This window comes from Altererythrobacter sp. CAU 1778 (assembly GCF_054482795.1).
This window is the reverse complement of sequence record NZ_JBTLRP010000001.1, coordinates 734192-747812: the sequence shown is the minus strand read 5'-3', so window position 1 is coordinate 747812 and position 13621 is coordinate 734192. Positions and strand designations below refer to the sequence as shown.

15 protein-coding genes and 1 other RNA gene are annotated in these 13621 nt (G+C 64.0%); 6 read left to right on the top strand and 10 right to left on the bottom strand.

Annotated elements, in window-relative coordinates; all coding sequences use genetic code 11:
- The first annotated feature begins 127 nt into the window (after positions 1-127).
- Positions 128-1333, top strand: a complete 1206-nt coding sequence (gene nhaA / locus ACXYN8_RS03300; RefSeq protein WP_458887875.1) for a Na+/H+ antiporter NhaA — start codon at positions 128-130, stop codon at positions 1331-1333.
- Positions 1334-1354: 21 nt separating this feature from the next.
- Here the strand turns inward: nhaA and ACXYN8_RS03295 are convergent, their stop codons facing one another.
- Complete coding sequence (locus ACXYN8_RS03295) at positions 1355-1792, bottom strand: VOC family protein (protein ID WP_458887874.1); 438 nt, start codon at positions 1790-1792, stop codon at positions 1355-1357.
- A gap of 78 nt (positions 1793-1870) precedes the next feature.
- Positions 1871-2614 (bottom strand): TorF family putative porin, encoded by a 744-nt coding sequence (locus ACXYN8_RS03290; RefSeq protein ID WP_458887873.1) that lies wholly within the window; start codon positions 2612-2614, stop codon positions 1871-1873.
- A 245-nt stretch (positions 2615-2859) separates the two neighbouring features.
- Here ACXYN8_RS03290 and ACXYN8_RS03285 point away from each other — a divergent pair, with 245 nt between their 5' ends.
- Both ACXYN8_RS03285 and ACXYN8_RS03280 read left to right on the top strand, forming a co-directional pair.
- Complete coding sequence (locus tag ACXYN8_RS03285) at positions 2860-3660, top strand: metallophosphoesterase family protein (protein ID WP_458888897.1); 801 nt, start codon at positions 2860-2862, stop codon at positions 3658-3660.
- Positions 3657-4967 carry a UDP-glucose dehydrogenase family protein gene (locus ACXYN8_RS03280; protein WP_458887872.1) on the top strand — a complete coding sequence of 437 codons (1311 nt, stop codon included), beginning with the start codon at positions 3657-3659 and terminating at the stop codon, positions 4965-4967. The genes ACXYN8_RS03285 and ACXYN8_RS03280 overlap by 4 nt, the downstream gene beginning before the upstream one ends.
- 1 nt (position 4968) lies before the next feature.
- Here the strand turns inward: ACXYN8_RS03280 and rnpB are convergent.
- The 5 genes from rnpB to ACXYN8_RS03255 form a co-directional block, all read right to left on the bottom strand.
- Positions 4969-5389: RNase P RNA component class A (gene rnpB, locus ACXYN8_RS03275), an RNA gene on the bottom strand.
- Positions 5390-5418: 29 nt separating this feature from the next.
- Positions 5419-5907 carry a GNAT family N-acetyltransferase gene (locus ACXYN8_RS03270; RefSeq protein ID WP_458887871.1) on the bottom strand — a complete coding sequence of 163 codons (489 nt, stop codon included), beginning with the start codon at positions 5905-5907 and terminating at the stop codon, positions 5419-5421.
- A 5-nt stretch (positions 5908-5912) separates the two neighbouring features.
- The gene (locus tag ACXYN8_RS03265) at positions 5913-6617 is read right to left on the bottom strand and encodes an N-acetylmuramoyl-L-alanine amidase (protein WP_458887869.1); all 705 of its coding nucleotides are present in this window, start codon (positions 6615-6617) and stop codon (positions 5913-5915) included.
- A gap of 1 nt (position 6618) precedes the next feature.
- Positions 6619-7281 (bottom strand): histidine phosphotransferase family protein, encoded by a 663-nt coding sequence (locus tag ACXYN8_RS03260; RefSeq protein WP_458887868.1) that lies wholly within the window; start codon positions 7279-7281, stop codon positions 6619-6621.
- 128 nt (positions 7282-7409) lie between these two features.
- Positions 7410-7817 (bottom strand): M67 family metallopeptidase, encoded by a 408-nt coding sequence (locus tag ACXYN8_RS03255; protein ID WP_458887867.1) that lies wholly within the window; start codon positions 7815-7817, stop codon positions 7410-7412.
- A 111-nt stretch (positions 7818-7928) separates the two neighbouring features.
- On the opposite strand from ACXYN8_RS03255, the gene ACXYN8_RS03250 reads away from it, so the two are divergent.
- Both ACXYN8_RS03250 and rpoH read left to right on the top strand, forming a co-directional pair.
- A complete protein-coding gene (locus tag ACXYN8_RS03250; RefSeq protein ID WP_458887866.1) occupies positions 7929-8873 on the top strand; it encodes an RluA family pseudouridine synthase in 945 nt (314 codons plus the stop codon).
- Positions 8874-9033: 160 nt separating this feature from the next.
- The gene (gene rpoH, locus ACXYN8_RS03245) at positions 9034-9921 is read left to right on the top strand and encodes an RNA polymerase sigma factor RpoH (RefSeq protein ID WP_458888896.1); all 888 of its coding nucleotides are present in this window, start codon (positions 9034-9036) and stop codon (positions 9919-9921) included.
- A 72-nt stretch (positions 9922-9993) separates the two neighbouring features.
- Here rpoH and ACXYN8_RS03240 read toward each other — a convergent pair whose 3' ends face one another.
- The 3 genes from ACXYN8_RS03240 to ACXYN8_RS03230 all read right to left on the bottom strand — a co-directional run bounded on the left by ACXYN8_RS03240 (position 9994) and on the right by ACXYN8_RS03230 (position 12829).
- Complete coding sequence (locus tag ACXYN8_RS03240) at positions 9994-10737, bottom strand: SDR family oxidoreductase (protein ID WP_458887865.1); 744 nt, start codon at positions 10735-10737, stop codon at positions 9994-9996.
- A gap of 74 nt (positions 10738-10811) precedes the next feature.
- On the bottom strand, positions 10812-11510 hold the full coding sequence (locus ACXYN8_RS03235) for a hypothetical protein (RefSeq protein WP_458887864.1): 699 nt from the start codon (positions 11508-11510) through the stop codon (positions 10812-10814).
- Positions 11507-12829, bottom strand: coding sequence for an amidohydrolase (locus ACXYN8_RS03230; RefSeq protein ID WP_458887863.1), 1323 nt, complete (start codon positions 12827-12829; stop codon positions 11507-11509). Before ACXYN8_RS03230 ends, ACXYN8_RS03235 begins: the two co-directional genes overlap by 4 nt.
- Positions 12830-12938: 109 nt before the next feature.
- On the opposite strand from ACXYN8_RS03230, the gene mtgA reads away from it, so the two are divergent.
- Positions 12939-13607, top strand: a complete 669-nt coding sequence (gene mtgA, locus ACXYN8_RS03225) for a monofunctional biosynthetic peptidoglycan transglycosylase (RefSeq protein WP_458887862.1) — start codon at positions 12939-12941, stop codon at positions 13605-13607.
- Positions 13608-13621 lie beyond the last annotated feature (14 nt).

Here is a 13621-nt window from a genome sequence, read left to right as displayed (position 1 = left end):
CCCCGTTGCGGCCCCCGCCGCTGTGCAGTCCCCAAACCACGCAAAAACACTAGGGCATGGCCAGTTCGGGAACAAGCGCCTTGGTTCGCCCTTGCAATTACCGGCCCAATCGCGAATTGGAGGCGCCATGGCTGCCCCCAATTTCCTTCTTACCGCCGTCCGTCCGTTCAAGGCGCTGTTCGCCAGCGATGCTAAGGAAGGCATCCTGCTGATCGCCATTGCGGTCGCCGCCATGGTGGTGGCCAACAGCGCGCTTTCCCACAGCTACCACGACCTGTTCCACGGGACGCTGGCGAGGTCGCCGATCCCGAAGCTCAACAATCTGCACCTGTGGATCAACGACGGTCTGATGGCGATCTTCTTCTTCGTCGTCGGGCTGGAGGTGAAGCGCGAGCTGATTTCGGGCAATCTGGCCGATCCCGCGCAGCGCCGCCTGCCGGTGGTGGCCGCCATCGCCGGCATGGCCGCACCCGCCGCCGTATTCATGTTCCTGACCCGGGGCGAACCGGGCCTGTCCAACGGCTGGGCCATCCCCGCCGCAACCGACATCGCCTTCGCCATGGGCGTCGTGGGTCTGCTCGGCACGCGCGTGCCCTCCGCCCTGCGCCTGTTCCTGCTGACCGTCGCCATCGTCGACGATATCGGGGCTGTCGCCATCATCGCGGTCGCCTACACTCCCAACATCAAGGTCTTCTGGCTGCTTGCCTCGCTCGTCGTGCTGGGCGTGATGATCGGGATGAACCGCTTCAGGGTCAGCCGCATTCTCCCCTACATCCTGGCTTCGCTGGTGCTGTGGTACTGCGTGCTGAATTCCGGCGTCCACGCGACGATCGCGGGCGTCGTGGCGGCGCTCACGATCCCGATGCGGCGGCGTGACGGACGCTCCATGCTCGAAAATATCGAGCACGCGCTGGTAGGTTGGAACGCTTATCTGGTGGTGCCGATCTTCGGCTTCGCCAATGCGGGTGTCGACGTGCGTCAGTTGGGTCTCGACGCCTTGCTCGACCCCCTCCCGCTGGCGGTCGCTGCGGGCCTCGTGGTCGGCAAGCAGGCGGGTATTTTCTCGATCGTCTGGATCGTGGATCACCTCGGCTTCGCCAAGAAACCCGAGGGCTGTTCATGGCCAGAGGTATGGGGCGTTTCGATCCTGTGCGGGATCGGGTTCACCATGTCGCTGTTCATCAGCGGCCTTGCCTTCCCCGGCTATCCCATCCTCGTCGAGGAGGCGAAGATCGGCATCCTGCTCGGCTCGCTGATCTCGGCCGTGCTCGGCTACGTCATCCTGCGCATGACGACCGAGCATCCGGAAGGACCACCGACCGCAGTCGGTTGATCCTTCTGCGGTAGCGCGGGCTCACCAGCTTCCGGTGTTCTCCATGCTCTTCCAGGGTTCCTGCGGCGGCAGATTGCCTTGCTGCAACAGCTCCACCGAGATGCCGTCGGGCGAGCGGACGAAAGCCATATGGCCATCGCGCGGCGGGCGGTTGATCGTCACGCCGGCATCCATCAGTCGCTGGCACGTCTCGTAGATATTATCGACGCGGTAGGCGAGATGGCCGAAATTGCGGCCGCCGTCATATTGCTCCGGCGCGCTGCCGTCTTCCGGCGGCCAGTTGTAGGTCAGTTCGACCTCGGCGACGCCTTCCTGACCCGGAGGTGCCATGAAAATAAGCGTGAAGCGCCCGGCTTCGACATCGAACCGGCGGACTTCCTCCAGCCCGATGAGGTTGAAGAACTGCACGGTGGCGTCGGGATCGGTGACCCGGATCATGGTGTGAAGATATTTGGCCATCGCTTGGCTCCCATCGACAGAAACAAAAAGGCCCGCCGCGCCGGTCGCGCAGCGGGCCGTCTTTGCCTGTATGGGAAATCAGAAGGAGTAGGACAAGGTGCCCACGACCGCATCGTCGGTCAGCCCGTCGACGGAAGCGCCGTCCACACCGACGTAGGCCACGCCGAGCGAAAGGCCACCGAGGACCGTTGCCGAAGCGCCGACCGAATAGTCGAAGCCGTTGCCGTCGGTTCCGCCTGCCAGCAGGTCGGGCGACAGCGCGCCGTCTGTATAGCCGAGGTGCGCGGTCACGCTGATCGGGGTTTCGGGCACGCCCATTTCGAAGTCGGTGTAGATGTAGAGGTTGTCATCGTCACCGAGCGATTCCTGGTCGGGCGCATAGGCGACACCGAGTGTCGCGCTTGCCGGACCGAGCGAACCGGAGACCGAGGCATAAGGCTCGTAATATTCGGCCGGGCCGAAATCATTGGCCGGGTAGGCATAATAGAGCACGCCGACATCGACGGTCACGCCGGAGGAAACTTCGCCCGACCAGCCTGCGTAGATATCGAGCTCCATTTCACCATAGAGCGGGCCGCCGTCGATGGAGGAACCCCAGGTGCCGACATAGAAGCCGCTGTCGGTGGTCACGTCGATGCCGCCCTGGATCGCCGGATCGCCCGCCGAAAGCGAGACGCCGCGGAAGCGATAGTCGGTGACAACGGCCACATTGCCCGAGACGGAGACGCCGCTTTCGGCATCCTGCGCGAGGACGGGAGTGGCTGCGAAGGCGACACCGGTCGCCAGAATTGAGGCGGCAAGGCCGCGAATGGACGTAAGCATGGCAATCTTCCTTGTTGCGCGTTGGTGCTTCGTCCCACCTGCAAACCTGGCAGCCAGCCTCTTTTGTTCGGGCAGCCTTTCCAGATTGGCAATAAAGCTGCACGAAATTGCTGCGTTGCACAAGAACGTTTCCCCAACGCTTCCTAATAGCGCCCAAACTGTGGCTTTTCGGCACCCGATGCTCCCTTCCGGCAGACGCGGCGGGCCTTGTGGAATTGGCAGAAAAGCCGATATGGGCGCGCACCATGCGCCAGTTGTTCAATGTCTTCCGCGGCCGCCGGGCGGAACCGCCTTCCGCGACCATTCCGGCAGGCGAGCGTGTTTATGCCGTGGGCGATATCCACGGACGGCTCGACCTGTTCCGTGCGCTACTCGATGCGATCGAGGCAGACGACCTCGCGCGCGGCGCGGCTGATACCACCATCGTCCTGCTTGGCGACCTGGTGGACCGTGGTCCGGAAAGTGCGGGCGTCGTCACCCTCGCTCGTGAACTGGCCGCGCGGCGCAAGGTCCGCCTGCTGGCGGGCAATCATGAAGAGATGCTTCTCCTCTCGCTGAAGAAGACCAGCGTCCTGCGCAGCTTCCTGCGCCACGGCGGACGAGAAACGCTGCTGAGTTACGGCTATGATCGCGACGCGCTGATCGCCGACGATTTCGAGACGGTGCAGGAGACGATGCGGCAGCTCGTACCGGCAGACGATCTTGCCTTCATCGAGAGTTTCGAGGAGCAGTTCGCCATCGGCGACTACCTGTTCGTCCATGCCGGGATCGATCCTGACGTCGCGCTCGACGCGCAGAAACGGCAGGACCTGTTATGGATTCGCGAACCCTTCCTGTCGCATGAGGCGCCCTTCGGGAAGGTCGTGGTGCACGGCCATACGATCAGCGAAGAGCCGGAAGACCGCGGCAACCGCATCGGCGTCGACACCGGCGCCTTTTATAGCGGGCGGTTGACCGCACTGGCGCTGGAAGGCACCGAGCGGCGCTATCTGGTCGCGCAGGAACATAGCGGATCGGTCTCCATCGAAGGGGTGACGGGACAATGAAGATTGCAATGGTCGGGTCGGGCTATGTCGGCCTCGTGTCGGGCGCGTGCTTCGCGGACTTCGGCCACGACGTCGTCTGCATCGACAAGGATCCGGGCAAGATCGCCAAGCTGGAAGACGGCGTCATGCCGATCTACGAACCCGGCCTCGATGCGTTGGTCGCCAGCAATGTGAAGGCGGGTCGGCTGACCTTCTCGACCGATCTGGCCTCCGCCATCGAAGGTGCGGCAGCGATCTTCATCGCGGTGGGCACGCCCAGCCGCCGGGGCGACGGGCACGCCGACCTCACCTTCGTTCACGCCGTGGCCGAGGAAATTGGCCAGAGCCTCTCGGGCGATGCCGTGATCGTGACCAAGTCGACCGTCCCGGTCGGGACCGGGGACGAGGTCGAACGGATCATCGCGAAATCCGGCACCCGGCATAAGTTCGCGGTCGTCTCCAATCCCGAGTTTCTGCGCGAAGGCGCGGCGATCGGGGATTTCAAGCGCCCCGACCGCATCGTCATCGGCGCAGAGGACGAATACGGGCGCGAGGTGATGACCGAAGTCTATCGCCCGCTGTTCCTCAACCAGTCGCCGATCCTGTTCACCAGCCGGCGAACCTCGGAACTGATCAAATACGCCGCCAACGCCTTTCTCGCGACCAAGATCACCTTCATCAACGAGATGGCGGACCTGTGCGAAAGGGTCGGCGCAAACGTGCAGGATGTCAGCCGCGGAATCGGCCTCGACAACCGCATCGGAGGCAAGTTCCTCCATGCCGGTCCCGGCTATGGCGGGTCGTGCTTCCCCAAGGACACCCTCGCGCTGCTCAAGACGGCGGAGGATTACGACAGCCCGACGCGGATCGTGGAGGCCGTGGTCGCGGTCAACGACAGCCGCAAGCGCGCGATGGGCCGCAAGGTCGTCGATGCGCTCGGCGGCCCTGACGCGGCCCGCGGGAAACGGGTCGCCATGCTGGGCCTGACGTTCAAGCCGAACACCGATGACATGCGCGACAGCCCGGCAATCGCGGTAGCGCAGACGCTGGCGGATGCGGGCGTCGCCGTTGCTGCCTACGATCCGGAGGGCATGGAGCTTGCCGCACCGCTGATGCCGGAAGTGGAAATGAAGGGCGATCCCTACGCCGCGATCGACGGTGCGGATGCGGTAGTGATCGTGACCGAATGGGATGCCTTCCGCGCGCTCGACCTGTCGCGGGTGAAAGCGCTGGCGAAAACCCCGATAATGGTGGACCTGCGGAACATCTACCGCCCGGAAGACATGCGCGCGGCCGGCTTCGAATACACCAGCGTCGGACGGCCATAAAAGCGCCAGGGGGCCTGTAAGCCGGGTTCTGTCCCGCACGCGGTATCCCCGCCAAGATGACCTCGGAGGGACCCGGCCGCGCGGTGGCAGCCATTCATCTGCGCCCCGGATCGCTCCAGGGCTCTAGCAGCCAACCCGGGCCTTCTCGGGCGAAACGCCCTAGCCTGCCCGAAGGCAGGCACGAGGCCCCTATTTGGCCTTGCTCCGGGTGGGGTTTGCCATGCGGGCCATGTTGCCATGCCCCCGGTGCGCTCTTGCCGCACCCTTTCACCCTTGGCTGTGCTCGCGGACGAGCCATCGCCGGTCTGCTCTCTGTGGCACTTTCCCTGGGGTCACCCCCGGCGGGCGTTACCCGCCACCCTTGTTTCGTGGAGCCCGGACTTTCCTCGCGACCGAAATCACGCGGCTGCCCGGCCCCCTGGCGAGCGGGGATGTAGTGCGACGGCGCAGTTTAGGAAAGACTTTCCGCGCGACCGAGATCGCAGTGCAGGAACTGGTTGAAGTCACTGGCCACGTAATCGCCGAAGGACGCCCCGTTTGCGAAACCGCGGCGACGGTAGAGCGTCAGCGCTGGCTCGAACGCATCGCCCGATCCGGTTTCGAGACTGAGGCGGCTGAGGCCCCGTTCGCGCGCAACGGTCATGATATGGTCGAGCAGGGCGGCGGCCAGGCCACAGCGAAGAAAATCGGGATGCGTCCGCATCGACTTGATCTCCCCCGTCTCGTCATCCAGCCGCTTCAGCGCGCCGATCGCCACGGGCCGGTCGTCCAGCCACGCGGTCCACACCGTAGCCTCCGGAGCCTTCAGACCCGACAGGTCGAGCGCAAAGACATTCTCCGGCGGGGAATTGGCGTGCATTCCTTCGAGGTGCAAGCGGAGCAGCGCAATCGTTTCCGGATGCGTCAGATCGTCCTCGCGGATGTCGGGACGCAGCGCCATTCTGGTCAGCGCGTCCGGCCCCGGTCGCGGTCCAGCAGCAGCTGGAACAGGATCGCGCGCACCTCCCCGTCGATCTGGCCGTCGATTCGTTCGGGCCGCCAGCGGCGCTGGAACGCCTCCACCGCCTTGTGCCCGTCCGTGATGTCATAGCCGTACCGTTCGAGCGCGAGGTAGAATGCGCCATCGTTGTCGAACGGATCGCCCAGTTCGATGCCCGGACGCGGCAGCGCGAGGTGGTATTCGGCAAGGCGTTCCCACGGGAACAGTTCGCCCGGATCGACCTTGCGCGCAGGCGCGACGTCCGAATGTCCGACGACATTGGCGCGCGGAATGTCGTAGTAATGGACCAGCCGGTGCAGCAGCGGAACCAGCGCTTCGAACTGGGCATCGCTGAACTCGCGATAGCCGAGCGCGTGGCCCGGATGGTCCAGTTCGATGCCGATGGAGATGCCGTTGATGTCCGTATGACCGCGCCAGTAGGATACGCCAGCGTGCCATGCGCGCTGGCTTTCCGGCACGAGACGCACGACTTCGCCGCCTTCGCTGATCAGGTAATGCGCGCTGACCTTCGCTTCGGGGTCGCACAGGCGATCTTCGGCAGCGCTGGCGCTTTCCATCTCGGTATAATGGAGCACCACCATGCTGATCGGATCGGTGCGTTCGTCGTAGTTGGGCGACAGGCGCTCGCGGTGCACCAGCTCGTCCGACATCTCAGCCGATCATCCCGTCATCCGCGCCGGGCAGCACCGCGCCCAGCACCAGCGTATCGTCGGTCATCATGTACTGCACACCTCCACCCGTCTGCTGCGCGGTCAGATTGACCATATGCGCCGCCGCCGTGCGGCTGGAAAGTTCCGCCACCGCCATCGTCCCGTCGAGCGCGGCGCCGATCGCCCTGTCGAAGGCGATCTTCGGACCTGTCGCGCGCACGGCAATCTCCGTCGCGCCGTCGCGCCCTTCCACCCCGATGTCGAGGTCACCGCCGCGCACCAGCGCGTCGATCGCGAGCTGCGCGAGGTTGAGCAGCACCTTCACGGCGGGCTTCGGCAACTGGCTTTCGGAAATCGCCCAGTTCAGGCGGATGCGATCATTTCCAGCCAGCAGCGCGGCAATCAGCCCTTGCGGCTCGTCAACCGGCACACGGTCGCCGTAACCACCCGCTGCCCCGAAGGCGAGGCGGAAGAACTTGAGCTTCGCGGTCGAAGTCGCGGCGCTTTGTTCGAGCAGTTCCATGCACCGTTCGCGCATTTCCGGATCCTGCTCGTCACGCATCAGCTCCAGCCCGTTGCTCAGCGCACCGACAGGGGAAAGCATGTCATGGCACAGCCGCGAACACAGCAGGCTGGCGAATTGAGTCGGATCGATATCGGTCATGAAACTCGCAGGGAAGAAGGGGCGTGGAACACTTGGAACCCTGTCCTAGCCCAAGAAAACCGCTGGCGCACCTGCCCATTAACCACGCGTGCAAAAAGGGCGGTGTTCCGAGGCAATTGCGCGCCGGCTCATGCCGAAGTCACGCGGTAGGAAAGCGGGGTGAAGCCGCCGGGCGCATCGCGCCAGAGAGTGACGGACAGTGCGCCGTCCCCGCGCCCGGCGATGAGCCAGATCCTGCCGTCGCCGCTCGCCATCGCCTGGTCCGTCTGCGAAGGGCGCGCGGCGCCTTGCGGATGCGAGTGGTAGTAACCGAGCACTTCCGGCCCGCCGATGCGCGCGGCGCGGTGAGCATCGACGAGCGCCTGCGGGTCAATCTCGAAATGGGTGCACGGCGTGGCATGAACATTGGCGGCAGGAACGACGTCGCCGATGCAATCACGGACACCAAGCAATATGCCGCAACATTCGCGGGGATGTTCAGCCCTCGCGTGTTCGACGATGCGATCCATCGCGATCTGGCTCAGCGTCACGTCCATATCGCATCGTCACCCCGGCGACGGCGGGGGTCCAGTTATTTTTCGCGAGAGCCATCGCAATGCCAGCTTTTGCTGGAATGAGGCTCGGAGAAACACCATAACCACATGGTCATGGGGGACGGCGAAATCATCAGCGGGACGACCGCATCGGCCGGGCGGGTGGACAAGGTGCTGGCTGACGTCACCGACCTTTCCCGCGCGCGTATCCAGGCGCTGATCGCGGAAGGCGCGGTCACACTGGATGGTTCATCGATTTCAGCGACATCGGTCAAAGTTAAAGCCGACTTGAGCTTTTCCATCCACCTTCCACCCCCAAGCGATCCACAGGCCAATCCACAGGATATCCCCATCGTGGTGGTGCATGAGGATGCGGACCTGATCGTGGTCGACAAGCCCGCCGGAATGGTCGTGCACCCTGCGGCAGGCAATCCTGACGGCACTCTCGTCAACGCCCTGTTGCACCACTGCCGTGGCCAGCTGTCGGGCATCGGCGGGGTCGCCCGCCCCGGCATCGTCCATCGAATCGACAAAGACACGTCCGGGCTGCTGGTAGTTGCCAAGACCGACCGCGCGCATGAAGGTCTTGCGCGCCAGTTCAAGGATCACAGCATTGAGAGAGCCTATCTGGCGGTGACGCGGGGCCATCCCTCCCCTGCCAGTGGCACGATCGCCGGCCGCATCGGGCGTTCCGACCGGGATCGCAAGAAAATGGCGATGCTCCCCAATGATTCCTCGCGTGGCAAGCACGCCGTCACCCACTACAAGGTAATAGAGGAGCTGGCGCGCGCCGCGCTGGTCGAATTCCGCCTTGAAACAGGGCGCACCCACCAGGTCCGGGTTCACGCCGCGTCAATCGGCCATCCGCTAATAGGGGACCCTGTCTATGGACGCAGCGATTCGGCCCTTTTGCCGCTGCTCAAGCGGCTCGGTTTTGCCCGGCAGGCCCTCCATGCCGCGACGCTCGGTTTCGATCATCCGGCGACCGGACAGCGCGTGCATTTTGCCAGCCAGCTGCCCCCTGACATGGGGGAACTGATCGACGAACTCGCTCGTTGAAATCGACGAAAAACACACACGGAGGCGCGGTTTTTTGCTAATGTGTGAAACAGGGGAAGCAGGTTTGTGGCCGCGCCCCGCCAGACGCCCAGCAGGGGTCGGCAAACAGGCGGTCGACGAAGGAAGGTAAAGGGAAACAGTGAGCAAATCATCCAAAAGTCTGACCATCCCGGCCCTTGGCGGAGAGCAGAGCCTCAACCGCTATCTGTCCGAGATCAAGAAATACCCGGTGCTTACCGCTGAGCAGGAATATATGCTCGCGAAGCGCTATGCCGAACATGAAGACCCGGACGCCGCGGCGCAGCTGGTAACCAGCCACCTGCGGCTCGTCGCCAAGATCGCCATGGGCTACCGCGGCTACGGCCTGCCGGTGTCCGACCTGATTTCCGAGGGTAACGTCGGTCTCATGCAAGGCGTCAAGAAGTTCGAACCCGATCGCGGCTTCCGCCTGGCGACCTATGCCATGTGGTGGATCAAGGCGAGCATGCAGGAGTTCATCCTGCGCTCGTGGAGCCTCGTGAAGATGGGCACCACCGCCGCTCAGAAAAAGCTGTTCTTCAACCTTCGCCGGATGAAGAAGCAGCTCGACGCCTACGAAGACACCGACCTGCATCCCGACGATGTGGCGAAGATCGCAACCGACCTCGGCGTGCCCGAGCAGGAAGTGATCAACATGAACCGCCGCATGATGATGGGCGGCGACGGGTCGCTCAACACGCCGATGCGCAATGGCGAAGAAGGCTCGGGCGAATGGCAGGACTGGCTGACCGACGACCGTCCGTTGCAGGACGAAACCGTCGCCGAGGCCGAGGAAGCGACCGTGCGGCATGAAATGCTGCTCGAAGCGATGGAATCGCTGAACGAGCGGGAACAGCACATCCTGACCGAGCGCCGCCTGACCGACGATCCGCAGACGCTGGAAGAGCTGTCGCAGGTCTACGACGTCAGCCGCGAACGCATCCGCCAGATCGAAGTGCGCGCGTTCGAGAAGCTGCAGAAGGCGATGAAGACCATTGCCGGCGAAAGGCTGCTGCCGACCGCCGCCTGATCGCTGACGAAGAACAAGATAGGCGCGCGGGGCATAACGCTCCGCGCGCCCTTTCTCTTACATGCCCATCTCTTACATGGACGCCAGACGGTCGAGCGCTTGCTCGAAATTGCCGTTCTTCTCCGCGTCGCGCAGCATTTGCGAATTGGGCACCAGCACTTCTGCCGGAACGTCGCCGGAAAGGAACTGCGCCATCACGGCTTCGGCGTAGTCGTCCAGCGGCATGTATTCCTCCCGCTCGGACTGACCCGGCGTGAGTTCGGTCTGCACGCCCGGCGGCGCAAGCTCGATCACCTCGACCTTGCCTTCAAGTTTCTTGCGCAGCGACACCGTATAGCTGTGCAGCGCGGCCTTGGTTGCGCTGTAGGTCGCCGCCTTGGGCAGCGGCACGAAGGCGAGGCCCGAAGTGACATTCACGATGGCCGCATCGTCCTGCGCCGACAAATGCGTGACCAGCGCGTCGATCAGCCGGATCGGGCCGAGCAGGTTCGTCTCGACCGTGTTCTCGGCGTCGGTCAGGTCGCGCGCTGCGGTGACGTCTTCGTATTTCATGATGCCAGCGTTGTTCACCAGCACGTTGAGCGACGGGTGCGCCTTCGTCAGTTCGTCGACGAAACGCGCGATCTCGGCAGGATCGGAGGCGTCGAGCGTCATAACGTGGATGTTCTCGCGCCCCTCCGCCGTCTGGTCGAGCGAGGCGCGTGTGCGTCCGGCGACGATCACCGTGTTACCGGCGTCGTGCCAGCGCTGCGCGAGTTCGCGCCCGATACCGCTGCCACCGCCTGTGACGAGGATGGTGTTGTCTGAAGATTTCATGGGGGGCTCCTTCCGATGGGGGTCGGCATCCCACATAGGGAGACGCTTGCGCCCCGGAAGGTGTGCGCCAATTTTTATCTCTGCGAGACGCCGCTTTCCGGATCTTCCTGCAACGTCAGCGTCCCCAGAGCGGGTCGGGAAAGCATGTCCGTGGCCAGGGCGAACAATTCCTCGCGCGTGTTGATCGAACAGTAGCCGGTGGAAAAGATATCGAACGCGTCCTCGTCCGCCAGCGCGCGCCAGTGCCCTGCCGGGCAGCGCTGCTGCAGGACCTCGAACGATGTCACGATCTTCTGATCCGGTGCGCGCGCGAGCAAACGATAGTCGCTTCCCGGCGACGTACCGGTCTGGAGCGCCCAAAGCTCCATCGGCGATCCCGAACGCTCGGCCTCGCCCAGCTTCACGAAGAAGCCGCGCGCAAGCTCTCCAGTTTCAAGATCCTCGCGTTGCCGGGCCGTCGCGACATTCGCAATGCAGTGAAAGGAGCCGTAGTTGGAAAAGTTGTACCAGCCCTCGACCAGCGAACCCTGATTGGCCGGGTTGGACTGCATGAACCAATCCCCGAAGCGCACCCTGCTGCTACAACCGGCGATGATTTCCTCGTCAGCAATGCTGCGCGGCCAGAGTTCCTCCCAATCGAAAGCATAGAGTGGAAGGTCCGAGTGGACCAATTCATCGATGAGTTCGTCGGCGCCGTATTCGCGCGTTCCCTGGGCTTGCGCCGGCAGGGCCGTGACCGTTCCCAGCAGGGTCGCCAAGAGGGTTGCTCTCATTTGCCCGCTAGATCGAGAACTGCCGCAACCATGGCGCGCGTGCCCATCGTCACGCTTTCCCGGGGCGCGACCTTGAACAGGGGCGAATGGTGACTGGGGACAGGCGGGCCGCCGTTTTTCTCTGCTTCGAAAGCTGCGGGCGGTGTGCCGCCCACGCCGAAGTAATAGCCCGGCACATCGTATTCGTCGGCCACGAAGAAGGCGAAATCCTCCGCACCCATGCCCTTCTGTTCGAATGGCACAAAGGCGTTTTCGCCCAGATCGCGGCGCATGACGGTGTTGAGGCGGCGTGCGAGATCGGGATCGTTGTTCGTCACGGGTGTCCCTTCGCTCACCGTTACCTTGACCGGCATATCGTCGGGCAAGCCATGCGCCTTGCCGATGCCGACCGCCACGCGTTCTATCGCGGCAAGCAATTGCGCGCGCACCGCCTCGTCATTGGCACGTACCGTCAGTTGCAGGTCCGCGCGGTCCGAGATGATGTTGTGCTTCGAACCGGAATGGAACGAGCCGACCGTGATGACCGCCGGTGACAGCGGCATGACCTCGCGGCTGACGATGCTCTGCAACGCGGTGACGATCTGCGAGGCGATATACACCGGATCGCGGCCCATGTGGGGGCTGGCGCCGTGCGCGCCGACGCCCGGTACCATGATGTCGACCGAATCCGCGCTCGAATACTGGATGCCCTCGGCAGCCGAGACGGTGCCGGTCGGCAGGACGGAGGTTACATGAAAGGCCAGCGCATAGTCGGGCTTGCCGAAGCGGTCGTAGAGGCCGTCTGCCAGCATGGCCTTCGCCCCGCCGACGCGCTCTTCCGCCGGCTGAACGACGTACATCAGCGTGCCGCTCCACTGGTCCTTCATCGCAGCGAGCTGGCGGGCCGTTCCGACCATCGAGGTGATGTGCACGTCGTGGCCGCAGGCGTGCATTACCGGGTATTCCTGCTCGTCCTGCCCGGTCTGCGTGGCGGTGGAGGCGTATTCCAGCCCGGTTTTCTCCGGCACGGGCAGCCCGTCCATGTCCGCGCGCAGCAGGATCAGCGGGCCGGGGCCGTTCTTCATCATGCCGACGACGCCTGTCCCTCCGACCTTTTCGGTCACGTCGAGACCTGCGGCGCGCAGCTCTGCCGCCATTCGCGCGGCTGTCTTGGTTTCGAGGAAGGAGAGCTCAGGGTTCTGGTGGAAGTGGACGAACAGGTCTTCGAGGTAGCTGTCGTAATCTTTCGCTACCGCCGCGCTCACATCTGCGGTCTGGGTCGCGAGCGGGCTGGCCGCCAGCGCTGCCACCAATGCCGCAATCCCGATACCGTGTCGCATGAACTTTCCCCTCGTCCGCCTGCTCCGGCTACAGAAAGCACGCCGCGCCCCGCGCCACAAGAGCGCACCGATTGCGAAGCCCCTTTCACGTCTCTAAGCAGCGGAGGGAATGATACGCTTTTTCAAATTCATCGCCAAGCTGGTGCTGTGGTTCGTCGGCGTCAGCCTCGCGCTGGTGATCGCGCTGAAGTTCCTGCCCGTCACCTACACCGCCACCATGCTGCTCGACGAGAATGGCGTGACTCGCGACTGGGAACCCATCGACAATATCGACCGCAACATGGTGCGCGCCGTGATCGCGGCGGAAGACAGCAAGTTCTGCACCCACGACGGGTTCGACCGCGAGGCGATCGAGAAAGCGATCGAGAGCAATTCGCAGGGCGGCCGCATTCGCGGCGGCTCCACCATCAGCCAACAGACCGCGAAGAACGTCTTCCTGTGGCAGGGCGGCGGCTATTTCCGCAAGGGACTGGAGGCGTGGTTCACCGTGTTGATCGAGAATATCTGGGGCAAGCGTAGGATCATGGAGGTCTACCTCAACGTGGCGGAGACCGGCATCGGCACCTACGGCGTGGAGGCCGGATCGCAGCGCTATTTCAGGCACTCTGCCGCGCGGCTGACCCCAAGCGAAGCGGCGCGCATGGCTGTGGCCCTCCCCCTCCCCAAGAAACGCGCCGTCACCTCGCCCGGCGGTTGGCTGCGCCGCCACGGCAACACCATCGCCGCGCGCATCGGCGTGGTAAGCCGCGATGGGCTCGACGCCTGCGTGTACGATTAAGGGGCTGGGACGGG

Coding starts and splice junctions, on each gene's coding strand:
- nhaA (WP_458887875.1), top strand. CDS start 128: ATGGCTGCCCCCAATTTCCTTCTTACCGCCGTCCGTCCGTTCAAGGCG.
- ACXYN8_RS03295 (WP_458887874.1), bottom strand. CDS start 1,792: ATGGCCAAATATCTTCACACCATGATCCGGGTCACCGATCCCGACGCC.
- ACXYN8_RS03290 (WP_458887873.1), bottom strand. CDS start 2,614: ATGCTTACGTCCATTCGCGGCCTTGCCGCCTCAATTCTGGCGACCGGT.
- ACXYN8_RS03285 (WP_458888897.1), top strand. CDS start 2,860: ATGCGCCAGTTGTTCAATGTCTTCCGCGGCCGCCGGGCGGAACCGCCT.
- ACXYN8_RS03280 (WP_458887872.1), top strand. CDS start 3,657: ATGAAGATTGCAATGGTCGGGTCGGGCTATGTCGGCCTCGTGTCGGGC.
- ACXYN8_RS03270 (WP_458887871.1), bottom strand. CDS start 5,907: ATGGCGCTGCGTCCCGACATCCGCGAGGACGATCTGACGCATCCGGAA.
- ACXYN8_RS03265 (WP_458887869.1), bottom strand. CDS start 6,617: ATGTCGGACGAGCTGGTGCACCGCGAGCGCCTGTCGCCCAACTACGAC.
- ACXYN8_RS03260 (WP_458887868.1), bottom strand. CDS start 7,281: ATGACCGATATCGATCCGACTCAATTCGCCAGCCTGCTGTGTTCGCGG.
- ACXYN8_RS03255 (WP_458887867.1), bottom strand. CDS start 7,817: ATGGACGTGACGCTGAGCCAGATCGCGATGGATCGCATCGTCGAACAC.
- ACXYN8_RS03250 (WP_458887866.1), top strand. CDS start 7,929: ATGGGGGACGGCGAAATCATCAGCGGGACGACCGCATCGGCCGGGCGG.
- ACXYN8_RS03240 (WP_458887865.1), bottom strand. CDS start 10,737: ATGAAATCTTCAGACAACACCATCCTCGTCACAGGCGGTGGCAGCGGT.
- ACXYN8_RS03235 (WP_458887864.1), bottom strand. CDS start 11,510: ATGAGAGCAACCCTCTTGGCGACCCTGCTGGGAACGGTCACGGCCCTG.
- ACXYN8_RS03230 (WP_458887863.1), bottom strand. CDS start 12,829: ATGCGACACGGTATCGGGATTGCGGCATTGGTGGCAGCGCTGGCGGCC.
- mtgA (WP_458887862.1), top strand. CDS start 12,939: ATGATACGCTTTTTCAAATTCATCGCCAAGCTGGTGCTGTGGTTCGTC.